Source organism: Mesorhizobium sp. M1295 (assembly GCF_040318135.1).
Taxonomy (GTDB): domain Bacteria; phylum Pseudomonadota; class Alphaproteobacteria; order Rhizobiales; family Rhizobiaceae; genus Mesorhizobium.
Genome location: NZ_JAMYLU010000003.1, coordinates 263,356 through 287,445 on the forward strand (window position 1 = coordinate 263,356; position 24,090 = coordinate 287,445).

Here is a 24,090-nt window from a genome sequence, read left to right on the forward strand (position 1 = left end):
CAGGTGGCAGCTCAAGCCAGCTTGGCCAGCAGCTTCATGAAAATGGCAGCCTCCTTGGCGGAAAGCGGTGCCAGCGTTTCCTGCGTAATCTCGCGGGCAAGCGGAATCAGCCGCTCGATCGAGTCGCGCCCCTCGGCCGTCAGATTGACCAGCAGGCGCCGTTTGTCGACTTCGTGTTTGCTAAGTTCGACAAAGCCTCGCGCTTTCAGCCGGTCGATGACACCTTTCACCGTCGCCGCATCCATGGCGATCAGGCTGCCAAGCTGGTTCTGCGAGGTCTCGCCGACGTCGCGCAATTTGGCCAGGGCGGCAAATTGCGGCGGCGTCAGATCGGCGATGTGTGCGGCGAAGATCGAGACATGGCGCTGGTGCGCCTTGCGCAGGATAAAGCCGACCTGCTCCTGCAAGCGATAGTCGTTTTCGTCAGGTTCCTCGGCCTCGACCAGCTTGAGCAGATTGTCTTCGGCGCTCACCTCAGCCCATCCCATGCCTTGATGTCCTTGGCAGCCAGCCCGCCCATGCGGTCATGCACGCGCGGGCCGCAGGTCATTGCGAGGCAAAACAGGATCTCGTCGGGACGCGGGCCATCGCTGATGCCGATTTCCATGGCATCGAAATGGCTGCGCACATAGGCCGCGTTGATGTGGCCGAGCGGCACATCGAGCCGCGCGCCGAAGCCGCCGACCTTCTTCGACGACGGCACGATCGACTTGGCGTCGCCAAGCCGTTCGCGCATGGCATAGCCGCCCGGCACATGCCACAGCGCGCCATGCTCCAGCTCGCCCGCCGCGCCGACGATGGCACCCTTGCCATAACCGTCGATCTGTTTCACGTCGCCGCCCAATGCGGCAATGAGCCTGTCGGAGAGCAGCAGCCCGAGCGGCTTCAAATCCTCCATCGCGCTCTGCAGTTCCTCGACGTAACGGCCGGCGAACGGGTTCTTCACCACGGCCATGGCCGCGGCGCGGCGCCGCGGCACCTTCGCCACCGGCCCGCCTTCGTGAAAAATCTCTTCGGTCAGCACGGCGATCTTGCGGATCGGAAACTCAGGCATGGGCAATTTCCCTCTCTAAAACTTTATTGGCGAGCGCCATCGGACCTGCGATGCGCGCCTGACCGTCGAGGAAAAGCGCCGCGGCGGCAATCAGGCCGCGCCGCCGAAAGTCTTCCGCCACGGCAAGCCCGCTGTCCAACGCGGTAGCGATTTCGACGGCGGACAGTGGCCCTACGTCTTGCGTCACCTGTCGGTCGCCCAGATCGCTGTCCGGGGCGAGATCGCGCGCCCGTACGCGCGTAACGGCGGGATGACCGGGCAGATCGACGGCGTTGGCGATCAAGGTCGCGGCGGCGTCGGCTTCAGCACCCGTCCGCGCCAGCACGGTGACGGCGTCGGCGATGCCCAGCGAAAAGGACCGGCCGCGCCAGCCGCTTGTTGCGACGCCGCGGATCCCGTCTTCGGCGCGGATCGTGAGACGGTCTGCCAGTCCGTGACCTGTTCCGGCAATGGCAAGCGTCATCGACTGGCCGTGGCCGAGATGGATCGCGCTGTCGCCGCCATTGTTGACATAGGCGCGCTCGAGCCGGCGGCCGGCGAGCAGAACGCCAAGCACTTCGTCGGCTACCGAGCCGGCGACGGCCGCCATCGGCGTGATGAATTGTTTCGCTAGCGGAACGACCGCCGCTTCCATGCGACGTGCCGTCGGGCCGACAAACATGCGAGGACGCAGCGGCGCCTGGCGACGCAGTTCGGGCAACTCTTCGACCAGTTCGGGCAGGATTGTCTGGAAGCGCGTTGCCGCCTGATGATAGGCGGCGCGGCATTCGCTCGCCTCGCCGAAGGCCTCGACGATCAGATCGATCGGCCCATGATTGAGGTGAAGCCTTCGGCCGTCCTCGAGCCAATGCGCCTGCGGGCCGTTCATCACCCTGCCCCATTTGTCGTCGCGCGCCGCAGCTGCACCAGCGGCGGCCAGGGATTGTCGCGAGGTGCGGCCTTGCCGCGGCGCGGGTTGAGATACTCGCCGCCCTTGGCCAGGATATCGTCGACGCTGCGGATTTCGGCTTCATAGCCGCCGAGCCTGACATAATCGTCGCGGCGCATGGTGAATTCGATGGGCGCCACCAGCGCCGGCGTCGGGACATAGCCGAAGGCGCCTTCCGGCACGCGGATGACGTCGACCATCAGCGTGATGCCGCCGCCCGGCCAGACATAGACCGGCGCGCCGCCGACCGTCACATAGGTCTTGAGGCCCTGCACCGAGCGGGTCAGATTGACCGGGTTCTCGGTGACGCCGGCGCGCAGCGAGCCGCCGGCGCCGCCGACGAAAAGCACGGTGCAGAGCGCCGGCTCGCAATTGTCCTCGATCAGTTCAACCGACTTCCGCAGCCGCTCCGGGAACGGTTTCTGCACCGGCTTCAATTCGTCGTCGAGCTCGTAATAGGCGAATTGCTCACCGGTGGTCGAGACCATCAGCAGCGACATGCCGGGGCGCGCACCCTTTTTGGCGCTCCATTCACCAAGGATCGACAGCGGGTCGGAGATATTGGTGCCGCCCCAGCCGAGGCCGGGCTCCGACACCTTGAAATAGCGGCCCGGCGTCGAACGGCGGCCGATGATCTTGATGCCGGTATCCTGCCAGCCAAGCACCTTGCCCGCCTGATGCTCGGAGACGACGCCGGTGATGTGGTCGTCGACCACCACCACCTCGTCGACAAGGCCGCGCCACTGGGTGGCGAACATGCCTATGGTGGCCGAACCGCAGCCGACGCGCATGCGCTGCTCAAGTTTGCCGTCGATGACAGGCGGTTTGCCGGCTTCGACGATGACGGTGGCGCCGCCGTCGATGACGAGCTCGACCGGCTTGCGGTTGCACAGCCTGAGCATGGCATCACAGGTGGCGCGCCCTTCAGCCTTTGAGCCGCCGGTCAAATGATGCACGCCGCCCAGCGACAGCATCTGCGAGCCGTATTCGCCGGTGGTGACATGGCCGATCGCCTCGCCTTCGGCACGGACCGTTGCCGTTTCGGGGCCGATATGACGGTCGGTGTCGATCTTCACCTTGACGCCGCAATAGGAGAAGATGCCCTCGGTGACGACGGTGACCAGATCGACGCCCTCGACCTCCTGGCTGACGATGAAGGGCGCCGGCTTGTAGTCGGGATAGGTGGTGCCGGCGCCGATCGCGGTGACGAAGCGGCGGCCGGTGTTGACCAGTTCGCCGTCCCAGCCCTTGCCTTCCTCGGCAAAGGGCACGACCGCGCCGCCTGTCTCGGCCGCGTGGTCGAGGATGGTCAGCGGATCCATCCGCACGATCCTGCCGCCAACATTGCCGTAGCGATCGCAGGCGCCGGTGCGGCCATCGGCGATGTAGCACATGACCGGACAGGCATCGCACCGGATCTTCTCCGCCACCAGCTTCTCGCCGGGATCGTGTGTCTCGAAGCGTTCGGCAAGCTCGCTCATCGGCGCGCCTCCTTGTCGAGGATGGCGGCGCGGATGCGGGTCGGAGTCGCCGGAATCTTGGTGACCACCACACCGGCGGCATGGCGTATGGCGTTGAGGATCGCCGGCGCCGTCGGGATCAGCACATGCTCGCCCAAACCCTTGGCGCCGAAGGGTCCTTCCGGATCCGGAACTTCTATCAAGATGGTCTCGATCGGCGGCACGTCGCCGATCGTCGGGATCAGATAGTCGTGCAGGTTTTCGGTGCGGCCGGGGATGTATTCTTCCATCAGCGCCATGCCGATGCCCTGGGCGATGCCACCCTCGATTTGGCCTTCGGCAAGCAAGGGATTGATGGCCTTGCCGACATCGTGCGCGGCGGTGATTTTTATCAGCTTCACGGTGCCGAGCCTGAGGTCGACCTCCAGTTCGGCGATCTGGGCGCCATAGCCATAGACGGCGTAAGGCTTGCCCTGACCTTTTGCATCGAGCGGCTGCGTCGGCGGGTCGTAGCTTTCCTCGGCCCGGAAGACGAATCCTTCGGCGTCTGCCTTCAGCGAGGAAAGATCGATGCGGCGCGTCGCTTCGCCTTCCCCGATGCTCAGACTTGTGCCGTCCAGCGCAATCGCCGCCTTTTCCGAGACATTGGCGAAACGCAAGATCTCATCGCGCAAGGCGCGGCCGGCCTTTTCGGCGGCCTTGCCGGTGACGAAGGTCTGGCGCGAGGCCGATGTCTTGCCGGCGTCGGGGGTGATCGCCGTGTCGGCGCCTTTCAGCCGGAGCTTTTCAAGCGGAAGCCCCAACGCGTCGGCGCAGATCTGCGCGATGACAGTGTTCGAACCTTGCCCGATATCGACCGCCCCCTGATGCAGGACGACTTCACCCGATACCGAGATGCCGACCTTGACGGTCGACGGATTGGGCAGCGAGGTGTTGCCGCAGCCGTACCAGCAAGAGGCCACGCCGACGCCGCGTTTTTTGATGCTGCTACCGGCATTGAACGCTTCGGCATCACGAAGGGCACGCCGCCAATGTGAGCGGAGGGCCTCCAGGCAGTCGGCGATGCCGACGCCTGACTCGAGCCGCTGCCCGGTAACTGTTTCGGATCCGTTCCGAAGGCAGTTCTTCAGGCGAAAGTCGAGCCGGTCCATGCCTAGCTTGTCGGCCAACTCGTCATAGAGGGTCTCCTGCATGATCGTCGCCTGCGGCACGCCGAAACCGCGAAAGGCGCCGGCAATCGGGCCATTGGTGTGGATGGCGCGGCCTTCGGCGCGATAGTTCGGCGTCGCATAGGGGCCGGAGGCGTGCACCGGCACGCGGTTGGCGACCGTCGGCCCCCAGCTGGCATAGGCGCCGGTGTTGAAATCGCCGGCGAAGACCATGCCGGTGACGCGGCCGTCGGCATCGGCGCCGATGCTCGCTCTCATCCGAGCGGGATGGCGCTTGGTGGTCGAGATCATCGATTCGGTGCGGGTATAGGCGAGTGCCGCCGACCGGCCGGTTTTCATGGCGACGAGGCCGATGAGCGGTTGCAGCGAGACATCGAGCTTGGAGCCGAAGCCGCCGCCGGTGGCGGTCGGCACGATGCGCACCTTTTCCGGGGCAAGGCCGAGCACTTTTGCCGTGTCGTCGCGGTCCATATAGGGGGCCTGCGTGCAGGCGACGACAACCAGCGTATCGCCGTCCATGAAGGCATAGCCGGCTTCCGGTTCGATATAGGCATGCTCGACATAGGAGGTGTCGATGGCGCCGGAAACGACGAAAGCCGCACCGGCAAGGGCGGCCTCGGGGTCGCCACGCTCGACGAAGCCGGAGGTGAGCAAGTTCGAGGGCCGGTTTTCATGGACCAGTGGCGCGCCGCTGGCCTGTGCTTCGCAAGGGTCCAGACAATGCGGCAATTCGGTCCAACTGACAGGAAAATCGGCAAGGTCGAGATCGAGGATAGCCTCGCGTTCGCCGGCAACCAGGGCCACCGCCTCGCCGCGAAAGCGCGAAAATCCTTCGGCAAGCGCCGGCTGGTCGGCGAAGGGGGCAATGACGCCGAAACAATTCTTTCCCGGGATATCGGCGGCGGTAAAGACGCCGGCAATGCCGGGACAGGATTTCACCCAGCTGCCGAGATCGCCAAAAGTGAAAGCGGCATGATAATGCGGCGAGCGGACGACCAGCACTGACAGTGCATCCGTGGGGAAGGAATCGCCGCCGAATTTCTCGACGCCGGTGACTTTCGGCACGCCATCGAGGCGGATCGGAGAGGAGCCCACGGCATGGCCGGATCGTGGCAGGCGCGGATCGAGACCGTCGGCATGGCGCGAAGCATCCATCACCGCGGCGACGATCTTGCGGTAACCAGTGCAGCGGCAGAGAACACCGCCCAGTGCATCCTGCGTTTCGGCCTCGGTCGGGTAAGGCGTCCTGTCCAGGAGTGCCGTTGCGGCGACCAGCAGGCCGGGCGTGCAGGCGCCGCACTGTGCTGCGCCATGGCTGAGGAACGAGGCCTGCAGCGCCGACAGCCTGCCGTTGGCGAGACCTTCGACGGTCGTTACCACGGTGCCGGAGGCGGAAGCCGCCGGCGTCAGGCAGGCGCAGACCGGCTCGCCGTCGACCAGCACCGTGCAGGCGCCGCAATCGCCGGCATCGCAGCCGATCTTGGTGCCGGTCAGCCGCAGCTCGTCGCGCAGCACCGCGGACAGCCGTCGCACCGGCGGTACGCAAACGCTGACGGCGGCGCCGTTGACCTCGAAGGCGATGTTGGCTCGCTCCATGCCCATCAGGCCGCCGCCCTTTCGCCGGGAATAGCGCCCATCGCACCAAGCACGGCGCGGACGACGATCTCGCGCGCCGCATCCAGCCGGTATTCGGCGCTGCCGCGCACGTCGCCGATCGGCGACAGATCGTCCATTGGCGCGGATTGGATGGCAGTGGCCAGCGCGGGGCCGACCGGACGGCCGCGCAGCGCCGCCTCGACGCCCGCCAAGCGCCTGGCGACGACCGAGCAGGACCCGACGGCGACGACCGCGTTCCTGACGATGCCATCTTCGATGGCCAGGCGTGCGGCGGCCATGGCGATGGAGATGACGAGATAACGCCGTGCGCCAAGCTTCACGAAGGCGGAGCTGCCGGCGGTCGCGGGTTTGGGAATGCGGATTGCCGTGACCATTTCGCCGGGCTGCAGAGCGGTGCGACGGTTGCCGAGGATGAATTCTGCAAGGGGCAGATGCCGGGTCGCCACCGAGGAACGCAGTTCGACCTCGGCGTCGAGCACCAGCAGCGCCGGCACGCCGTCGGCGGCCGGCGAGGCATTGCAAAGATTGCCGGCAATCGAGGCAACGTTCTGGATCTGCACCGAGCCGACTTCCCGCGCCGCCTGCTTCAGCGCGTCGAAAGCCGCCGGCAGCGGATGGCGGACGAGATCGGTCCAGGTGGTGCGCGCGCCAACGAGCCAATGGTTCTCGGCTTCGGCAATGCCGCGCAATGCCGCCAAGCCATTGATGTCGAGGACATTGTCGCGGAAAGGCTTGCTGCCCTGTGCCGGATAGAAGTCGGTGCCGCCGGCGAGGATGCGCCATTGTCCTTCGCCCAGCAAAGCGAGGGCGTCGTCGACCGTGGTGGGTTTTGCGTAACGGATCACGCTTTGCCTTCCCAGAATGGACTTCCCGAGAGGGGATCCTGCCGAAAGATTTTCCCGAGCATGCAAGGCAGGAAATTCATTCGTATGCAAATGATATCAAGCCGGCAGGAATTGTCAAAGCCAGAGTTTGCACGGCTATGGGCACCGGTGCGCCCGGAACGCATTTGTTATGCCGTGAGAGGTTGACGCAGCCGGCCATCTGGTCAAGTTTCTGCGTCCGGTCGCGTTTTCATTGGAGCCTAAGCTCAAGACCAAGAAAATAAGGAGGCTCCATGGCCGACGAAGCGCTTGTCGTCATCGACCTGCAGAACGATTTCTGCCCGGGTGGCGCCCTGGAAGTGGCTGGCGGCGACGAAATCGTGCCGTTGGTCAACGACCTGATCCGGCGGACCGAGCACGTCCTGCTGACGCAGGACTGGCACCCTGCCGGCCATTCCAGCTTTGCCTCCAGCCACCCCGGCAAGCAACCGTTCGAAACGATCGATGTGCCTTATGGCCACCAGACGCTGTGGCCGGATCACTGCATCCAGGGCAGCCTGGGATCGGATTTCCATTCGGGCCTCGCCTGGAGCAAGGCCGAGCTGGTGATCCGCAAAGGGTTCCGTCCTGCGATCGACAGCTATTCGGCATTCTTCGAGAACGACCGGACGACGCCGACCGGCCTTGCCGGCTATCTTCGGGATCGGAACATCGAGACGCTGACCCTGGTCGGCCTAGCGACGGATTTCTGCGTCGCCTTTTCGGCGCTCGACGCGGTCAAGCTCGGTTTTGAGACGTCCGTGCGGCTCGACGCCTGCCGCGGCATCGATCTCAACGGCTCCGTGGAGAGGATGCTGGGCCGGATGCGCGATGCCGGCGTGGCACTGATTTGAACGTCATCCAGCCGAACCTGACAGACTTTTGAGGGGCTCCATGCGGTTTGCGGCGTTGACGGCAAGTGCTGCACTGATTGCCGCAATCTTTTCTCCGGGAGCGGTTCTCGCGGCCGAAGCGCACGAATTGCCGGGCGCCGCCATGTCGCTGTGGTGGGTGCTGCCGTTTGCCGGGCTATTGCTTTGCATCGCGACCGGGCCGTTGCTCTTCCGTCATGCCTGGGAGCACCATTACGGCAAGGTTGCCGCTTTCTGGGCAGCGTTGGTGATCGGGCCGCTGGCGCTCGCCTTCGGCATCCCGTCGGCAACGCAGGCGGTGCTGCACGCGCTGCTCACCGAATACATGTCGTTCATCATCCTGTTGTTCGCACTGTTCACCATTTCGGGCGGCATCTTCGTTGCCGGCAACATCCACGGCACGCCGCTGGTCAATGCCGGGCTGTTGCTGGGCGGCGCTGTGCTTGCTTCGATCATCGGCACAACCGGCGCCTCGATGATCCTGATCCGGCCGCTCATCCGCGCCAACGACAACCGGCGCTTCAACGCCCATGTCGTCATCTTCTTCATCTTCCTGGTGTCCAACATCGGCGGGTCGCTGACGCCGCTCGGCGATCCGCCGCTGTTCGTCGGCTTCCTGCGCGGCGTCGATTTCTTCTGGACGACAGTTCACCTGTTGCCCGAGACACTGTTCGTCGCCGGCGTGGTGCTGGCGGTTTTCCTGGCGATCGACATCATCATGCATCACCGGGAGGAAGGCGCGCCGAAGATCAAGGATCCGACGCCCGACAGCAAGGTGCGCATTCGCGGCCTGGCCAACATCCCGCTGCTGGCAGGGGTGATCGCCGCGATCCTGATTTCCGCTGCCTGGAAGCCGGGAGTGAGTTTCTCTTTTCAGGGCGTCAGCCTCGAGCTGCAGAATCTGGTGCGCGACGCCGCCATCCTGATACTGGCCTTCACGTCGCTTGTCGTCTCGCCAAAGGAGTTTCGCGGCGCAAACGCCTTCAGCTGGGGGCCGATTGCCGAGGTGGCGAAGCTGTTCGCCAGCATCTTCATCTGCATCGTGCCGGTCGTCGCCATATTGCGGGCCGGCCTCGACGGCGCGCTGGCGCCGTTGGTGCTGCTGGTCAGCTCGCCGACCGGCGCGCCCGACAATCTCGCTTATTTCTGGCTGACCGGGGCGCTGTCGTCCTTCCTCGACAATGCGCCGACCTATCTGGTGTTCTTCGAGCTGGCCGGCGGCGATGCGCAGCATCTGATGACCGAGCTCGCCTCGACGCTGGCGGCCATCTCGGCCGGCGCGGTGTTCATGGGTGCCAACACCTATGTCGGCAATGCGCCGAATTTCATGGTCTATGCCATTGCCAGGCATCGCGGCATCAAGATGCCGAGCTTCTTTGGCTACATGGCGTGGTCGGGCGCCGTGCTGATCCCGACTTTCCTGCTCGCCGGCTTGCTGTTTTTTGCCTGATCAGCCGACGCCGACATAGCGGCGGACCGCCGAGGGATCAGCACGCAGTTCCTCAACGTCGACCGTCTCGCGGTTGCGGCCGTTTTCGATGAAGCAAACGCGGTCTGCGACCGAGAGCACGGCATCGACGCGCTGCTCGACAAGGATTGTCGACACGCCAAGCGCACGCAGCTTCGAAACGGTTTCGCGGATCTTGGCGATCATCGACGGCATCAGCCCTTCGGTCGGCTCGTCGAGTAGGAGCACCTGTGGTTCCAGACACAGGGCGCGGGCCATGGCCAGCATCTGCTGCTCGCCGCCCGATAGCGTGCCAGAACGCTGCCTGAGGCGCTGGCGCAGCAGCGGGAAGAGATCGAGCACGTTTTCGCGCGTCGCCTTGCCCTTGTTGCGGGCCATCAGGCCGATCTCGATGTTTTCAGCCACCGTCATCTCGGCGAACAGCCGCCGGCCCTGCGGCACATAGGCGACGCCGGCCTTGGGCACCTCGTGCGCCGGCAGGCCGGTCAATTCCCGCCCTTCGAGCCGGATCGAGCCGGCGCTTGCCGGCACCAGGCCCATGATCGCCTTCAGCGTCGTCGTCTTGCCGGCGCCGTTGCGGCCGAACAGGCAGAGCACCTCGCCCTCGCTCAAGACGAGATCGAGGCCATAGAGCACCTGGACCTCGCCATAGAAGCAATCAAGCCCGGAGATCGTCAGTGCCCTGGACTGGGCCTCAGCCATGGGTCGTCCCCAGATAGGCGTCCTGCACCGCGGCATTGGCGCGGATCTGCTCGGGCGTGCCTTCAGCTAAAATCCTGCCGGCGTTGAAGACGGTGATGCGGTCGGCGAGCTGCATGACCACCGGCATGTTGTGCTCGATCAAAAGCACGGTGGCGCTATCGGCGATCTCGCGCACCAGCTCGATGAAATTGTCGATCTCGCTGTCGGCCAGCCCTTGCGTCGGTTCGTCGAGGATCAGCAGCCGCGGCTTCAGTGCCAGCCCCATCGCCACTTCCAACAGGCGCTGGTGACCGTAGGACAACTGCCCGGCCGGCATTTGCGCCCAGTCGGCAAGTCCGGTGCGCTCGAGCGCCGCCATGACGCCGGTGTGAACCGCGCCCTTCGAGCGGCTGTCGGTCAGCGTGCGCTGCACCGGCAGGGCAACATTGTCGTAGGCGCTGAGATTGGCAAAGACGCTGGTGATCTGGAATGTATAGGCGATGCCAAGGCGAACCCTGGCGTAGGCAGGCAGGCTGGTGATATCGGCGCCGTCGAAGATGATCGTGCCCGACGAGGGCTGGATGCGGCCGCTGACCAGGCTGACGAAGGTGGTCTTGCCGGCACCGTTGGGGCCGATGACAGCGCGGATCTCGCCCGGCATCAGCGCGAAGTCGACGCCGTCGACGGCGCGCAAGCCGCCGAAACTGCGCGACAGGTCTTTGGTGGTCAAAAGCGGCATCATGGCAGCCATCCGAGCCAGCGCTGGCGAATGCTGCCGAGAATGCCTTTTGGGAAAAACAAAACCAGCAGGATCAGCGCGATGCCGACGATCAGCAGATAGGCGGAGGTGTAGCCGCTAGCGACGTCGATGACATAGTACATGAACAGCGTGCCGATCAGCGGCCCGAGCGTGGTGGCAGCACCGCCCAGCAGCACCCAGAGCAGCGGCAGGATGGAATACTGCACCGAAGCGAAGCTCGAGCCGACATAGCCGAACAGCAGCGCATAGGCGGCGCCGGAACCCGCGCAGATGGTGCCGGAGACGATGACGGCGGCGAGCTTGTTGGAAAACGTATCGTAGCCGAGCATTTTTGTCCGCTCCTCGTTCTCGCGGATGGCGACCAGCACGCGGCCATAGCCGGAGCGGACTATGGCCAGGCTTATAAGCAGCACGATCGAGAACAGCGCCAGCGCGCTCATATAGCGCACGGTCGGGTTGGTGAGGTCGAGCGACGTGCTGCCCAGGACAAGGACACGCATCGACTGCGGTACGACCATGCCCTGGTCGCCGCCGGTCCAGGCGGCGAGATAGAGGATGACGAGATAGAATACCTGAGCGAACATCATTGTTACGATCATGAAGGCGACGCCGGAGGTGCGCAGCGCCAGCAGCGCGATCACCAGCGCGAGAAGTGCGCCGCAGGCAAGCCCGGCTGCGAAGGCGGCCGATACGCTCCAGCCGAGATGAATGACGGCGAGGCCGGCGCCATAGAGCCCGGCTGAAAAAAACATGGCATGGCCGAGGCTGAGCAGCCCGACATAGCCGAACAGCAGATTGTAACCCATGGCGAAGACCGCCAGCACCATGATGCGAGCGAGCAGGCCGTGATGGTATTCCGGCAAGACGAAGCTCAGGGCGAAAAGCAGGGCGATGACGCCGAGGTGCAGCGCATATGGCTTTGCCGGCGAAGCATCCTTCATCGCGATGCCGTCCCGAACAGGCCCTGCGGCCGGAACACCAGCACCATGGCGACGAGCAAGGTGGCGATGATCTTGGCCAGCGTCGGTGAGAAGAACACCGAGATGATGCCGTCGGAAAGGCCGATCAGCACCGCGGCGACGACCGTGCCGCGCAGCGAGCCGAGGCCGCCGATGATGACGACGATGAACGACAGCAACAGCGGGTCTTGTCCCATCAGATAGTGGGCCTGGCTGATCGGCACGATCAGCACCGCGGCCACAGCCGCCAGCATGGCGCCGAGCGCGAAGACGCCGGCATAGACTCTGGTCACCGGAATGCCAAAGGCCTGCGCCGTCTCGCTGTCATATTGCGTGGCGCGCATGATGAGGCCGATTTTCGTGCGCGTCAGCACCAGCCAGGTCGCGACCAGAAGCAGCGCGGATGCGGCGATGATCGACAGCTTGTAGCCGGAATAGCCGAACCACGGCAGGAGGATGCGGTAGCTGAACGGCGGCTCCACAGGCCGCGCCTCCGGGCCGTAGAAGGTCAGCGCCAATTGCTGGATGATGTAGAGCATGCCGATGGTGGCGACGATGGTGGCTTCCGGATTGTAGTTGAGCCGGCGCAGGACCAGCCGTTCGGCGAGCAGTGCGATCAAGCCGACGATCAGCGGCGCCAGCACCAGGGCGGCCAGGAAGCCGAGCGCCGGATGGCCGGATATCGCCGTAGAAATCGCCCAGGCAAGCACCGCGCCCAGCATGAAGAACTCGCCATGCGCGACATTGACGACGCCCATGACGCCGAACACCAGCGACAGGCCAAGCGCCGTCAGCGCCAGGACGGCGGAGGTGACGAGGCCTTCGAGGGCGGCGAGGAGCAGGTGGGGTCCGAAGTGCATCGGCTAAGCACCGGCGGATGCGCGAAGCACCCCCCTCTGGCCAGAGGGGGGTGTCTTGGCGCTCACGCTTGCTGCAGCAGCCAAGCTCACAGCGCCTGCGTCGTGTAATCCCCTTCCGGCTCGTAGAGGCCGTCCTCGATCTTGGTCTTGTGGACGACATTCAGCCGGCCGCCTTCGACCTTGGAGATGTTCTGGATACCAAAACACTGGTGGATCTTGCCGTTGAAGGTTTTCGGTCCCTGCGGATGCTCGGGCCCCTCGGCGAACTCGGTCAACGCCTCGGTCGCCTCGACCAGCTTGGCGCGGTCTTCCGGGCCCTTATAGCCGGCATCCTCCATCGCCTTCTTGACGACGTAGAGCGTTTCCCAGCAGCCGAACATGTGCGCGGCGGTGGAGACGTCCTTGGGATCGCCGACAGATGCACCATTGTCGTCGATGCCGACGGCGGCACGATAGGCCTTCTGTGCAGGGGAGTCATCGGGCTGCGCATAGCGTGGCGAGCCTTCCCAGAAATGGCTGCCATCGAGGAATTCGAGGCCGGGGCTGTTGATGTCGGTGGCTTCGAGCGAATCGATGAAGCCGAACAATTGCGGCCGGTTGGAGCCGTAGAACTCGCCGAGTTCCTTGACGAAGGTGAGCACCGCCGGGCCGACCATGACGTGGTAAATCACCTCGGTCTCGGCCGGGATCTGCGGAAAATATTTGGTGAAGGAGGATTCCGTCGGCGGGATGGCGATCTGCGCGATGACCTCGGCGCCTTGCGCCTTCAGCGCCGGCGGCAGGTAGTCGCGATGATCGTAGCCGAAAGCGAAATCGGGGAATATCTGCGTCACCTTCTTGCCGGCATTGGCGGCAATCCACGGCGCCATCGACTGGATCTGGCTCTTCACGTCGGTGATGCCGGGCTGGAAGACGTAGCGGTTCAATTTGGTCGACGCGACGTGGTGACCTTCACTGACGACGAAATAGGGCATCTTGGCCTCGCCGGCGGCCGGCGCCGAGCCGATGACGACATGCGAAAACAGCGTGCCGTAGACGATGTCGGTCTTGTGCTGGGAGGCGAATTTGCCGACCACTTCGGCGCCCCGGCCGGGATCGGTGCCGTCATCCTCGATGATCACCTCGACCGGCCGGCCGTTGATGCCGCCGGCATCGTTGATCGCCTTGACCGCCGCGGCCGTGGTCTTCTCGTACCAGCGGCCATAGGCGGCGCCGATGCCGGTGCGGTGCGACTGGAAGCCGATCTTGATCGGCGCCGAGCTCTGCGCCTGGCTGTAGCGCACGAAGCCCGGCGCGACGGCAAGACCGGCGCCGGCGGCAAGGACCTTCAGCGCCGTGCGGCGGGTGAGAGCGGATCTGGAGAGATCGAAAAACCCATTCTTGTCAGTCACGGCAGTTCCCCTTGTTTTTGAGCTTTGACCAATGGCTGTAGCGAGGCGGGCCACTCTTGCTAAGAGGGCCGAAAATTGCATGTGTACAAACTAAATCACCAAAGCTCTGACGTGGCAAGCGAGCTTTCCCCAAGGTTCGATTGACGGGCATCGCGCATCTCGTTCACCCGGCGGTTGGCGTCGCAAGCAGCCACAAGCCGAAGACGGTGTAGGCGATCATCAGCAACGTGAGCGGAAACTGGCTGAGCGCGGCGCGAGCGGGAATGGGGTGCAATCGCCAGGCCAAGCCATGGGCGACAAGCACTGCAAGCATGTGGCCGGCTATGATGACGCCGGCCTGGAGATTCCACAGCCACCACGCCGAGCCGGCGCCGGCGACGACGCCGGCTTCAATTGGCAGTTCAGCGGTGCCGAACAGGTTCCAGCCCAGCGCAAACGGGTCGGAGAGAGCGGCAATCGCATATTGGCCGTCGACCAGCAGCGCCGTCAGATAATGCGCGAAGTGATAGGCGAGCGCGATCGGCACGATCGACCAGACTAGTAGCCCTGCGGCGTGAGCGAGGGAATGCTTGCTGCCGGCAAGGTGCTGGCCAAGAAAGACGGCAAGCGCGAACACGGCCGCAAGCACGACAAAGGTCAGCACAAGGCCGAAACTGCCGATGCCGATCAAGGCGGTGCGTCCCGGAAACTCCAGCGGATTGATGCCGAACCGGCCTAGCCAGAAGAAGGTTTTCGACAGGCCGTCGAAGGATACCGACGACAGCGCAAGCAGCAGGAAGGCGACGCCGCTGAGCGGCAGCGGCGCATCCTCGAGCAGCTTAGCGCCCGGCCAGCAGAGTTTGAGCCGGCCGTCCTCGTTGCGTTCGACGATGGCGAAGCGCGCCACCATCGAAAAGAACACTGTCAGGAACTCGCCGCTGCGGGTCCAGCCGCGGTAGCCGAAGACCTGCATGGCCGCGAAGCTTAGCAGCCAGTAGACGCCGGCGGCCCAGGTCAGCCGCCCCGGGTCATCGGGCGCCGGGTCGATCAGCTCGAACCCGGCGAAGGCGAAGAACAGCACGAAAGCCGGCCAATAGCCGAGCCACTGGGGCAGCCGCCGTGGCTCCGTTCTGTCGGACAGGCGCGAGACGACGCGGCAAGGCCCGTACCACGGATTGAGCCACGACCAGAGATCGCCGCTGAGCCCTTGCAGCAAAGCCAGCCCAACCCAGAGCAATGTCCATACGGTCAGCGGCAGCGGATTGGAGAGCGGATCGCGGCTGCCGAACAGGCCGGCGGCAGTGAGAATTGCAAAGCCGGCAAAGGATATCAGGCTGACGGCAGTCCGCGCGCCGTCGCCGAAGGTGAAAAGCGGCAGGCGTTTGCGCCAGAAGCGGTCGAGGGAGTCCGGCCTCAGTAGCGCCAGGACAAGGAAACTGGCGGCGACGGCGAGCGCGCCGCCGGCGACGTAGTAGCCGGTGGGGAGGAGCAGGACGTGGCCGCGGTCGGAGGCGTGGGCGAAGGCGGGGGTGGGCAGGAATACAGGTGCAAGGGCCAGGAAGAAGGAGAACCGCGGCAGGGCTACTAGGTTATGGCAGCGCTCTACGGCACCCCCCTCTGTCCTGCCGGACATCTCCCCCTCGAGGGGGGAGATTGGCAGTTGAATCGGCCGGCGCTTTTCTTGCCTCGTTGAGGGTTGGCCAGAGCGGAGATGAGAGCCAATCTCCCCCTCAGAGGGGGAGATGTCCGGCAGGACAGAGGGGGGTGGGCGGGAACTCATGCTTTCCAAGAAATACTTCTTGTCGGCCCTCACACCTTCACCAGCTGCTCCACGCGGTCCTTTTGGCCGAATATCCGCAGATAGCGCTCGATCTCTTTCTCGTCGCCTGTCGACTTGGCCGGATTGTCGGAGAGCTTGACCGCCGGCCTGCCGTTGGCTTCGGTGACCTTGCAGACCAGCGAGATGGCGTCTAGCCGGTTGGTCTCGGTCGGCGCGCAGCCCTCGAAATCGTTGGTCAGGTTGGTGCCCCAGCCGAAGGACATGCGCACCTTGCCGCGGAAGTGGCGGTAGGTTTCCTCGATGGTCTCGACCTCCAGCCCATCCGAGAAGATGAGCAGCTTCTGCTTGGGGTCCTTGCCCTTTTCGCGCCACCAGGAAATGATTTTCTCGCCGCCTTCGATCGGCGGCGCGCTGTCGGGGCGGAAACCGGTCCAGTCGGCGACCCAGTCCGGCGCATCACGCAGGAACGCCGCGGTGCCGAAGGTGTCCGGCAGTACGATCAGCAAATTGCCGCCGTAGTAGCGCTGCCAGTCCTGCAGCACGTTGTAGGGCGACTGTTTCAATTCCTTTTCCGAATTGGTGAGCGCGGCGAACACCATCGGCAGTTCATGCGCATTGGTGCCGAGCGCCTCGAGATCGTTGTCCATGGCGAGCAGGACGTTGGAGGTGCCGGTAAAGGCCTCGCCGATGCCCTCCTTCAACGCTTCGACGCACCAGCGCTGCCACAGGAACGAATGACGGCGGCGGGTGCCGAAATCCGAGATGCGGATGCCGGGCAGCGCCTTCAGCCGCTCGGTCTTGGCCCACATCTTGGCCTTGGCGCGGGCATAGAGCACGTCGAGCGCGAACGGCCCGAACGCCCGCATGGCCGCGCGAGATCGAAGTTCATTGATAATTGCCAGCGCCGGGATCTCCCACAGCGTCGTGTACATCCACGGGCCGCTGAAGGCGAGTTCGTATTGGCCGTCGCGCCTGGAGAGCTCGTATTCGGGCAGCCGGAAATTTTCCAGCCAGGCGAGGAATTCCGGTTCGAAGATCTGCTTGCGGCCATAGAAGGTGTTGCCGCCGAGCCAGATCATCTCTTTCTTCGAGAAGCGCAAGGTGCGGGCATGGTCGAGCTGCTCGCGCAGCTCCGTCTCGTCGATCTCCTCGGCAAGGCGGACCGAGGTGGTACGGTTGATCAGCGAGAAGGTGGCGTCGACCTTGGGATACATGCCCCAGATCATCTGCAGCATCAGAAGCTTGTAGAAATCGGTGTCGAGCAAGCTACGCACGATCGGGTCGAGCTTCCAGGTGTGGTTGTAGACGCGCCGCGCTATATCGGTCTTTGCCATCGCTCAATGCGCCTTCGCTGCTCGCTCTAGCTTTTGTCTAGCGCAATTCCGGACGGAAAACCGCTGCGCACTTTTCCTGGAATTGCTCCAAATGCCTCTTAGCATCGAATTTTTGAACGCGCCTCCCGCTTTGCGGGCTGGCCCGACAAAAAGAAGCCCCTGCGGCAAGCGGCGCCCACGGCAGTTTCGGCCTCAGGATGCGGTCTTGGCGCCGACCACCTTGAGCGCTGGACGCTTGCGGCGAAAGCCGATGCGGCCTGCCACCGGCGCGTCGGCGCGGCGATCGGCCTGCTCTTTCTCGGCAAACAGCCAGTCGATGAACAATTGCACGATCGGCGCCGACCGCATCTCGTTGCGGCAGACGACGTAGAAATCGTCGACGGCCGGCACGGAAAGGCTGAATGGCGCGACAAGCAGACCCCTGGCGAGCAGTCCGCTTGCCGTTACCGTGTCGCCGAGCGCCACGCCATGGCCGTGAACCGCAGCCTCGGTCGCCATGCGCGCGTCGCCAAGATGATGGCGGCGGCCGCGCTCCAGGTCCAGCGCGTCGGCGGCGGCCAGCCAGGTGTGCCATTCGCGGCCGTCGTCGCCATGCAGGAAGACGTGATCGGCGAGGTCGCGGACGGTGCGGATCGGGCGGTTGTTGATCAGCGTCGGGCTGACCACCGGGAACAGTTCGAGACCCGACCATTTGCGCATCCAGCAGTCGGTCCAGCTGCCGTCACCATAGTGCACGCAGACATCGATATGCGGGGCGCGGACGTCCTTGGCGTCATTCGATGGGATCAGCGTCAGCCGGATATCCGGATATTGCGAAGTGAAGCTGCCGAGCCGCGGGATCATCCACAGCAACAGCAGCGCCGGCACGCAGGATACCGACAGCGCGCCGGTGCTGGCCGGCCTCGTCATGCGCTGCGTGGCGGCGGCAATGCCGTCGAAGGCGGTCGACACCGCCGGCAGCAATTCGGCGCCGTGCGGCGTCAGCTTCACCCGCTGGCCGGCACGCTCGAACAGCTTGACGCCCAACGATTGCTCGAGCGCCTTGATCTGATGGCTGATGGCACCGTGGGTGACGTTGAGCTCGGCCGCCGCCTTGGTCAGCGAGGCATGGCGCGCCGTCGCCTCGAAGGCGCGCAGCGGGTTGAGCGGTGGCAAACGCTTGGCCATTTGGAACCTAAGCTCTGTGAGATTTTCTCACAGCGAACACCCTAACAATATCAATTGATTTTTCAATGCAGCTACAGGACACTTTGCCCAAGCATTGCATCAAGACGTGAAATCTGCAGGCAGCCAACGGCTGCGGCTATCGAGGCCGCCGTCCGCGCTGCACCAGCCATGGAGGACCGACATGGGTTATGACCGCGGCAAGCTCGAAGCGCTGCGCCGCAAATACGGCGAGAGCCATGGCGGCGAAATGTTCGACCCGAAATTCCAGCGTGTCGCCGACAAGATCTTCTCCAAGACCGGCACGCGGCTGGCGCCCTATTCCGGCATCCCGACCTTCCTCGCGGCGCCCTATCGTGAAATCGCCGCCGACAATCCGGATTTCGGCGATCTTCAGGTGGCGATGATCGGTGTGCCGATGGATCTGGGCGTCACCAACCGGCCGGGCGCCCGTTTCGGGCCAAGGGCGCTGCGCGCCATCGAGCGCATCGGCCCCTACAATCATGTGCTGGAATGCGCACCGACGCATGAGCTGAAAGTCGCCGACATTGGCGACGTGCCGTTCCAGAGCCGCTACCGGCTGGAGACCAGCCATGACGACATCGAACGCCGCACCAACCAGATCGTCGACGCCGGCGTCCTGCCCTTGTCTGTCGGCGGCGATCATTCGATCAGCCACCCGATCCTGAAAGCTGTCGGCAAGAAGGCGCCGGTGGGCATGATCCATATCGACGCCCATTGCGACACCAGCGGCCTGTTCGACATGACCAAGTTCCACCATGGCGGGCCGTTCCGCAACGCGGTGCTGGACGGCGTGCTCGACCCGAGCCGCACCATCCAGATCGGCATTCGCGGCTCGGCCGAGTACCTTTGGGAGTTCACCTACGAGTCCGGTATGACCGTGGTGCATGTCGAAGAGGTGACCGGCCTCGGCATCCCCGCCATTATCGAGAAGGCGCGCAGGATAGTCGGCGACGGCCCGACCTATGTCTCCTTCGATATCGACAGCATCGATCCCGCCTTCGCGCCGGGCACCGGCACGCCGGAGGTCGGCGGGCTGACGACGCGCGAAGTGCTCGAGCTGCTGCGCGGCCTGAAGGGCCTCAATATCGTCGGCGGCGACGTCGTCGAGGTGGCGCCGCAATATGACGCGACCACCAACACGGCGCATGCCGGCGCGCAGGTGCTGTTCGAGATCCTCAGCCTGATGGTCTTCAGCCCGGCAATCACCAGCAAGGCGGGCTGACACGCTCGACCATGATCCCGAAAAGTGGGAACCGGTTTTCGGAGACGATCATGGTCCACTAGAAAATCCCAAAGGCGACCGCCGCGCTGGAGCCGGCGGTTGCACTCACATAAACAAGCTTCCAGCAGGGGAACGACAATGACATTTCACATGAAACTCAAATCATCCATCGCCGCCGTGCTGATGCTCGGCGCAACCGGCTTTGGTTTCACGACCCAGGCCGCCAATGCCGACGCTATCGACGACATCACCAAGGCCGGCGCCATCAATGTCGGTATCTTTTCCGATTTCCCACCCTTCTCCTCGGCCAGCGCCGACATGAGCATCAAGGGCTACGACATCGACGTGGCGCAATCCATCGCCGAGCAGCTCAAGGTCAAGCTCAATCTGGTCAGCGTGACCGGCCAGAACCGCATCCCATATCTTACCGACAAGCGCGTCGACCTGCTGATGAGCGTCGGCTATTCCAAGGAGCGTGAGCAGGTGATCGATTTCGCCGCCGCCTACGCGCCTTACTACATCGCCGTCATCGGCCCGGCAGCACTTTCGGTCAAAGGCAAGGAAGACCTTGCCGACAAGTCGATCGCCGTCAATCGCGGCACGCTGGAGGACACCTCGCTGACCGAGGCAGCACCCGCCTCGGCCGACATCCGCCGCTTCGACAACTATAATTCCGTCATCCAGGCCTTCATCTCGGGTCAGACCCAGCTGATGGTGGTCGGCAACGATGTCGGCGCCCAGGTGCTCGCCCGTCAGGAGGCGCTGAAGCCGGAGCAAAAGTTCCAGCTTCTCACCTCGCCCTCGCATATCGGCCTCAACAAGAAGGAAGACCGCCTCAAGCAAGCGGTCAACGATGCAGTTGCCAAGATGCTGGCCGACGGGAGACTGGACGAAAGCTCGAAGGCCTGGCTGAAGACACCGCTCGATCCCGCCAATCTCAAGGATTGACGGCCGGTGACCTATAGCCTCGACTTCGGCTGGCTTGCCGGGGCGACAGGGGCGATCGCGCGCGGCGCGGCCACGACGATCCTGTTGATCGCCGTGACCACGCTGGCGGGAACGTTGCTCAGCATCCTCGGCGCGGCAGGGCGGCGAAACGGCCCGCTGCTGCTCAAGCGGGCGATCGGCGTCTATGTCGAGGTGATCCGCAACACGCCGTTCCTGGTGCAGCTGTTCTTCATCTTCTTCGGGCTGCCAAGCATCGGCGTGAGGCTCGATCCCGTGCTGGCAGCCATGCTGGCGATGACGCTCAACATGGCGGCCTACACGATCGAGATCGTTGGCGCCGGACTCGACGCGGTGCCGCCCGGGCAGACGGAAGCGGCAATGGCGCTTGGGCTCAGGCCGCGCCAGGTCTTCATCAAAATCGTGCTGCCGCAGGCGCTCAAGGTGATCTATCCGGCGCTGACCAGCCAGATCGTCATCATGATGCTGGAATCCGCCGTGGTGTCGCAGATCGCGGTGCGCGAGCTGACCTATGAAGCCGACATGCTGCAGGCGCGCACGTTCCGGGCTTTCGAGACCTATTTCGTGGTGACGATGGTCTATCTCATCCTGTCGATTGGGCTGCGCCGGCTGCTGGTCGGCGGCGGTCGCCGGCTTCTTGGAGCCGGCGTGTCATGATCGAATTCACCTTCTGGGACATTCTGCGCAACCTGCTGCTGGCGGCGCGCTGGACGGTGCTGTTGTCGTTGGCTGCCTTTGTCGGCGGCGCCGTGGTCGGCATGATCGTGCTGTTCTTCCGGATCGCCAAGAATAAATGGGCGCGCCGGTTTGCCTCCGGCTACATCGCGCTTTTCCAGGGCACGCCGCTGCTGATGCAGCTCTTCCTGATGTTCTTCGGCTTGCCGATGCTGGGCCTGCGCATCGAGCCGTGGACCGCGGCGGTGCTTGGCCTGACCTTCTTTGCCAGCGCCTATCTCGCCGAGATCTGGCGCGGCGGCGTCGATGCATTGCCACGCGGCCAGTGGGACGCCGGCGCCAGCCTCGGCCTGCACTATCTGCAGGAACTCCGGCTGATCATCCTGCCGCAGGCGTTTTCGATCACCCGCGCGCCGACCGTCGGCTTCCTGGTGCAGCTGATCAAGTCGACCGCGCTGACCTCGATCATCGGTTTCGAGGAGCTGGTGAGGACATCCAACGCAATCAACAATGCGACCTTCGAACCGTTCAAAGTCTACGGGCTGGTAGCGCTGATCTTCTTCGTCATGTGCTTTCCGCTGACGCAATATGCGCGCTCGCTGGAACAGCGGGCGGCGGCCCGCTGAGCGGGCGACCAGCAATTCAACGCCCGAACACCAGCGGCGGCGCGATCCTGTCCCGCCGCAGCCAGCGTCCCAGCAGGAGTGCAGCAACCACCGCCAGTCCCGACGATAGGCCGATCCAGATGCCGACGCCGTTGAAACCGAAATGGAAGGCGAGCAGCACGCCGAGCGGCAGGCCGATGCCCCAATAGCCGATCGCGGCATAGATCATCGGCACCTTGGTGTCGTGCAGGCCGCGCAGCATGCCGCTGGCTACCGCCTGCGCACCGTCAAAAACCTGGAACAGCGCGGCAAAAGCGAGGAACGACACGGCCAGCGCGACCACCTCGGCATTAGCCGGATTGCCCAGATCGATGAAGGCCCCGATCAAGAGGTGCGGCCACAGGATCATCACCAGCCCCATCAGCGCCATGAAGGAGACACCGACGACATAGGCGGTCCAGCCAGCCCGGCTGACACCTTCCGGATTGCCGGCGCCGTGGGCAAGTCCGACGCGCACCGTCACCGCCTGGTTGAGGCCGAGCGGCACCATGAAGGTGATCGAGGCGATCTGGATGGCGATCGCATGGGCGGCAAGCGAAGCCGCATCGATCAGGCCCATGAGAAAGGCCGCCGCGTTGAAAATCGTCACCTCAAACGCCAGCAGGCCGGCGATCGGCAGGCCGAGCCGCAGCAGGCCCTTGAAGCGCGGCCAATCGGCCCGCCAGAAGCGTCCGAACAGACGATAGCGCCGGAATTTCTTCTCAAGCATCACCACCGCCGCCATGCCGGCGAACATTAACGTGCTGGACAGCGTGGTGGCGAGGCCGGAGCCGGCGATGCCCATCGATTGGATGCCGAGATTGCCGAACATGAACAGCCAGTTGAAAAAGGCGTTGCAGGCGACGGCAACGAAAACGATGATCAGTGCCCAGCCCGGCCGCTCCCAGCGCCGAAATAAACGAGCGCAGGACGATGTAGCCGAAAAAGGGCAGCACCGCCCATTCGAGCCAGCGCAGATAGATGCCGGCCTGATGCGCCAGTGCCGGTTCCTGACCCATGGCCAGCAACACGGCCTCGCCGTGCCAGAGAAAGACCCAGATCGGAATGCAAATGAGGATCGCCAGCCACAGACCCTGGCGCACGGTGCGGCGCAGGTCGCGCACCGAGTGGCGGCGACGGCCGAGCTCGGTCGCCATCATCGGCGAGGTCGCCAGCATCAGGCCAAGTCCAAAGATCAGCGGCATGAAGTAAAGGTTGGCACCAAGCGCACCGCTGGCCAGCGTGTCCGGCCCCAGCCGCCCCATCATCATGACGTCGGTAGCGGTCATCGCGGTCTGACCGAGATTGGTCAGCACCATCGGCCAGGCGAGCGCCAGCATCGCCCTGATTTCCCGACGCCAAAGGTTTTCCGGCGCGCGAGCGTCGGCTTCGATCGCAGACATTTTTTCCGCCTATCCGATTGCGGCACGTCGGCAAGAGCCGGAAGCCGCGTCTCAGCGCGGAAAATGGCCAAGATCGGCCGGATTCCGCATTACGACGGGTTTGTCTATGAAATGGGCACCGGTGGCAAGAGGCTGACTTGCGGAAGGGTTAAGCCAGTCGGCTCAATGCAGGCTATTGGAGAGGCCATGGAAGCCGCTATGGTCACGGTGGATTCCTTTGAAAGGCAGCCTGATGAGCGCGTTTCCCGAAATCTATCTGGTTCGGCATGGCGAGACGGAATGGAGTGCGTCCGGAAAACATACCGGCCGGACCGACATACCGCTGACGCCGGCCGGCGAGGATGGGGCAAGGCGGGTCACTGAGCGGCTAAAGGGTCTATCCTTCTCGGCGGTGTGGTCGAGCCCGTCGCAGCGCGCCCTCAACACCTGTGCGCTGGCCGGCTTCGGCTCGTCAGGCGTGAAGAAGGACGATCTGGCGGAGTGGGATTATGGTGCCTATGAGGGATTGACCACCAAGCAAATCCTCGCCGAGCGTCCCGGTTGGCGGCTCTTTCGCGACGGCTGCCCGCGCGGCGAGTCCGCCACGGATGTAGGCTCGAGGGCGGACCGGATCGTCAGCCAGTTGCTCGAGGCCAGCGGCAATGTCCTGGTCTTCTCAAGTTCGCATTTCCTGAGGGTGCTAGCCGCACGCTGGCTCGGCCTGCCACCGCAAGACGGCGCGCTTTTCGTGCTGGATACCGCCAGCGTAAGCGTGATCGGTTATGAGCACGGCCTTGACGAACCGGTCGTCCGGCGCTGGAACCAGAGATAGCCGCCG

21 protein-coding genes and 1 pseudogene are annotated in these 24,090 nt (G+C 64.3%); 7 read left to right on the plus strand and 15 right to left on the minus strand.

What is annotated here, in order from left to right; translation table 11 throughout:
• Positions 1–11 precede the first annotated feature (11 nt).
• Genes NKH29_RS06600 through NKH29_RS06625 form a run of 6 tightly spaced genes read right to left on the minus strand, consistent with a single transcriptional unit; the run spans position 12 to position 7,073 of the window.
• Complete coding sequence (locus tag NKH29_RS06600; RefSeq protein ID WP_352484337.1) at positions 12–473, minus strand: MarR family winged helix-turn-helix transcriptional regulator; 462 nt, start codon at positions 471–473, stop codon at positions 12–14.
• Complete coding sequence (locus tag NKH29_RS06605) at positions 470–1,054, minus strand: amino acid synthesis family protein (RefSeq protein WP_023718173.1); 585 nt, start codon at positions 1,052–1,054, stop codon at positions 470–472. Before NKH29_RS06605 ends, NKH29_RS06600 begins: the two co-directional genes overlap by 4 nt.
• Complete coding sequence (locus NKH29_RS06610; protein WP_352484338.1) at positions 1,047–1,922, minus strand: UPF0280 family protein; 876 nt, start codon at positions 1,920–1,922, stop codon at positions 1,047–1,049. Before NKH29_RS06610 ends, NKH29_RS06605 begins: the two co-directional genes overlap by 8 nt.
• The gene (locus NKH29_RS06615; protein ID WP_352484339.1) at positions 1,922–3,463 is read right to left on the minus strand and encodes a 6-hydroxynicotinate reductase; all 1,542 of its coding nucleotides are present in this window, start codon (positions 3,461–3,463) and stop codon (positions 1,922–1,924) included. The genes NKH29_RS06610 and NKH29_RS06615 overlap by 1 nt, the downstream gene beginning before the upstream one ends.
• On the minus strand, positions 3,460–6,213 hold the full coding sequence (locus NKH29_RS06620; protein ID WP_352790254.1) for a molybdopterin-dependent oxidoreductase: 2,754 nt from the start codon (positions 6,211–6,213) through the stop codon (positions 3,460–3,462). Before NKH29_RS06620 ends, NKH29_RS06615 begins: the two co-directional genes overlap by 4 nt.
• Positions 6,213–7,073 (minus strand): FAD binding domain-containing protein, encoded by an 861-nt coding sequence (locus NKH29_RS06625; RefSeq protein ID WP_352484341.1) that lies wholly within the window; start codon positions 7,071–7,073, stop codon positions 6,213–6,215. The genes NKH29_RS06620 and NKH29_RS06625 overlap by 1 nt, the downstream gene beginning before the upstream one ends.
• 272 nt (positions 7,074–7,345) lie before the next feature.
• Between NKH29_RS06625 and pncA the strand changes: the two genes are divergently transcribed.
• Both pncA and NKH29_RS06635 read left to right on the plus strand, forming a co-directional pair.
• Positions 7,346–7,945 (plus strand): bifunctional nicotinamidase/pyrazinamidase, encoded by a 600-nt coding sequence (gene pncA / locus NKH29_RS06630; RefSeq protein ID WP_023718168.1) that lies wholly within the window; start codon positions 7,346–7,348, stop codon positions 7,943–7,945.
• A gap of 40 nt (positions 7,946–7,985) precedes the next feature.
• On the plus strand, positions 7,986–9,413 hold the full coding sequence (locus NKH29_RS06635) for a sodium:proton antiporter (protein ID WP_352999232.1): 1,428 nt from the start codon (positions 7,986–7,988) through the stop codon (positions 9,411–9,413).
• Here NKH29_RS06635 and NKH29_RS06640 read toward each other — a convergent pair whose 3' ends face one another.
• The 8 genes from NKH29_RS06640 to gcvA all read right to left on the minus strand — a co-directional run bounded on the left by NKH29_RS06640 (position 9,414) and on the right by gcvA (position 18,342).
• On the minus strand, positions 9,414–10,133 hold the full coding sequence (locus NKH29_RS06640; RefSeq protein ID WP_352484342.1) for an ABC transporter ATP-binding protein: 720 nt from the start codon (positions 10,131–10,133) through the stop codon (positions 9,414–9,416). It abuts the gene before it with no gap.
• The gene (locus NKH29_RS06645; RefSeq protein ID WP_023718165.1) at positions 10,126–10,854 is read right to left on the minus strand and encodes an ABC transporter ATP-binding protein; all 729 of its coding nucleotides are present in this window, start codon (positions 10,852–10,854) and stop codon (positions 10,126–10,128) included. The genes NKH29_RS06640 and NKH29_RS06645 overlap by 8 nt, the downstream gene beginning before the upstream one ends.
• Positions 10,851–11,813: a branched-chain amino acid ABC transporter permease gene (locus tag NKH29_RS06650; protein ID WP_023718164.1), complete on the minus strand. Its 963-nt coding sequence runs from the start codon at positions 11,811–11,813 to the stop codon at positions 10,851–10,853. The genes NKH29_RS06645 and NKH29_RS06650 overlap by 4 nt, the downstream gene beginning before the upstream one ends.
• Positions 11,810–12,691 carry a branched-chain amino acid ABC transporter permease gene (locus NKH29_RS06655; protein ID WP_352999234.1) on the minus strand — a complete coding sequence of 294 codons (882 nt, stop codon included), beginning with the start codon at positions 12,689–12,691 and terminating at the stop codon, positions 11,810–11,812. The genes NKH29_RS06650 and NKH29_RS06655 overlap by 4 nt, the downstream gene beginning before the upstream one ends.
• 86 nt (positions 12,692–12,777) lie before the next feature.
• Entirely contained in the window at positions 12,778–14,082 is a 1,305-nt protein-coding gene (locus tag NKH29_RS06660; RefSeq protein ID WP_023718162.1) for an ABC transporter substrate-binding protein, read from the minus strand.
• Between the two features lie 163 nt (positions 14,083–14,245).
• Positions 14,246–15,694 carry a hypothetical protein gene (locus NKH29_RS06665; protein WP_352999235.1) on the minus strand — a complete coding sequence of 483 codons (1,449 nt, stop codon included), beginning with the start codon at positions 15,692–15,694 and terminating at the stop codon, positions 14,246–14,248.
• Positions 15,695–15,870: 176 nt separating this feature from the next.
• Positions 15,871–17,175 carry a nicotinate phosphoribosyltransferase gene (gene pncB, locus NKH29_RS06670; protein WP_352999236.1) on the minus strand — a complete coding sequence of 435 codons (1,305 nt, stop codon included), beginning with the start codon at positions 17,173–17,175 and terminating at the stop codon, positions 15,871–15,873.
• Between the two features lie 192 nt (positions 17,176–17,367).
• Complete coding sequence (gene gcvA / locus NKH29_RS06675; RefSeq protein WP_023722516.1) at positions 17,368–18,342, minus strand: transcriptional regulator GcvA; 975 nt, start codon at positions 18,340–18,342, stop codon at positions 17,368–17,370.
• 181 nt (positions 18,343–18,523) lie between these two features.
• Between gcvA and speB the strand changes: the two genes are divergently transcribed.
• The 4 genes from speB (at position 18,524) to NKH29_RS06695 (ending at position 21,852) form a co-directional block, all read left to right on the plus strand.
• A complete protein-coding gene (gene speB, locus NKH29_RS06680) occupies positions 18,524–19,585 on the plus strand; it encodes an agmatinase (RefSeq protein WP_352999238.1) in 1,062 nt (353 codons plus the stop codon).
• Between the two features lie 138 nt (positions 19,586–19,723).
• Entirely contained in the window at positions 19,724–20,533 is an 810-nt protein-coding gene (locus NKH29_RS06685; protein WP_352548066.1) for a transporter substrate-binding domain-containing protein, read from the plus strand.
• 6 nt (positions 20,534–20,539) lie between these two features.
• The gene (locus NKH29_RS06690; protein ID WP_352548064.1) at positions 20,540–21,208 is read left to right on the plus strand and encodes an amino acid ABC transporter permease; all 669 of its coding nucleotides are present in this window, start codon (positions 20,540–20,542) and stop codon (positions 21,206–21,208) included.
• Positions 21,205–21,852, plus strand: coding sequence for an amino acid ABC transporter permease (locus tag NKH29_RS06695; RefSeq protein ID WP_023722520.1), 648 nt, complete (start codon positions 21,205–21,207; stop codon positions 21,850–21,852). The genes NKH29_RS06690 and NKH29_RS06695 overlap by 4 nt, the downstream gene beginning before the upstream one ends.
• 16 nt (positions 21,853–21,868) lie before the next feature.
• Here NKH29_RS06695 and NKH29_RS06700 read toward each other — a convergent pair.
• Positions 21,869–23,273: pseudogene (locus tag NKH29_RS06700) on the minus strand (MATE family efflux transporter).
• Between the two features lie 229 nt (positions 23,274–23,502).
• On the opposite strand from NKH29_RS06700, the gene NKH29_RS06705 reads away from it, so the two are divergent.
• The gene (locus NKH29_RS06705) at positions 23,503–24,084 is read left to right on the plus strand and encodes a histidine phosphatase family protein (RefSeq protein ID WP_352963302.1); all 582 of its coding nucleotides are present in this window, start codon (positions 23,503–23,505) and stop codon (positions 24,082–24,084) included.
• Positions 24,085–24,090: the final 6 nt, after the last annotated feature.

What these genes read in the sequence shown, in the direction of transcription:
- NKH29_RS06610 (WP_352484338.1), bottom strand. Translation starts at nt 1,922, where the DNA reads ATGAACGGCCCGCAGGCGCATTGGCTCGAGGACGGCCGAAGGCTTCAC.
- pncB (WP_352999236.1), bottom strand. Translation starts at nt 17,175, where the DNA reads ATGGCAAAGACCGATATAGCGCGGCGCGTCTACAACCACACCTGGAAG.
- gcvA (WP_023722516.1), bottom strand. Translation starts at nt 18,342, where the DNA reads ATGGCCAAGCGTTTGCCACCGCTCAACCCGCTGCGCGCCTTCGAGGCG.
- pncA (WP_023718168.1), top strand. Translation starts at nt 7,346, where the DNA reads ATGGCCGACGAAGCGCTTGTCGTCATCGACCTGCAGAACGATTTCTGC.
- NKH29_RS06665 (WP_352999235.1), bottom strand. Translation starts at nt 15,694, where the DNA reads ATGTCCGGCAGGACAGAGGGGGGTGCCGTAGAGCGCTGCCATAACCTA.
- speB (WP_352999238.1), top strand. Translation starts at nt 18,524, where the DNA reads ATGGGTTATGACCGCGGCAAGCTCGAAGCGCTGCGCCGCAAATACGGC.
- NKH29_RS06605 (WP_023718173.1), bottom strand. Translation starts at nt 1,054, where the DNA reads ATGCCTGAGTTTCCGATCCGCAAGATCGCCGTGCTGACCGAAGAGATT.
- NKH29_RS06645 (WP_023718165.1), bottom strand. Translation starts at nt 10,854, where the DNA reads ATGATGCCGCTTTTGACCACCAAAGACCTGTCGCGCAGTTTCGGCGGC.
- NKH29_RS06695 (WP_023722520.1), top strand. Translation starts at nt 21,205, where the DNA reads ATGATCGAATTCACCTTCTGGGACATTCTGCGCAACCTGCTGCTGGCG.
- NKH29_RS06685 (WP_352548066.1), top strand. Translation starts at nt 19,724, where the DNA reads ATGACATTTCACATGAAACTCAAATCATCCATCGCCGCCGTGCTGATG.
- NKH29_RS06650 (WP_023718164.1), bottom strand. Translation starts at nt 11,813, where the DNA reads ATGAAGGATGCTTCGCCGGCAAAGCCATATGCGCTGCACCTCGGCGTC.
- NKH29_RS06635 (WP_352999232.1), top strand. Translation starts at nt 7,986, where the DNA reads ATGCGGTTTGCGGCGTTGACGGCAAGTGCTGCACTGATTGCCGCAATC.
- NKH29_RS06620 (WP_352790254.1), bottom strand. Translation starts at nt 6,213, where the DNA reads ATGGGCATGGAGCGAGCCAACATCGCCTTCGAGGTCAACGGCGCCGCC.
- NKH29_RS06640 (WP_352484342.1), bottom strand. Translation starts at nt 10,133, where the DNA reads ATGGCTGAGGCCCAGTCCAGGGCACTGACGATCTCCGGGCTTGATTGC.
- NKH29_RS06655 (WP_352999234.1), bottom strand. Translation starts at nt 12,691, where the DNA reads ATGCACTTCGGACCCCACCTGCTCCTCGCCGCCCTCGAAGGCCTCGTC.
- NKH29_RS06615 (WP_352484339.1), bottom strand. Translation starts at nt 3,463, where the DNA reads ATGAGCGAGCTTGCCGAACGCTTCGAGACACACGATCCCGGCGAGAAG.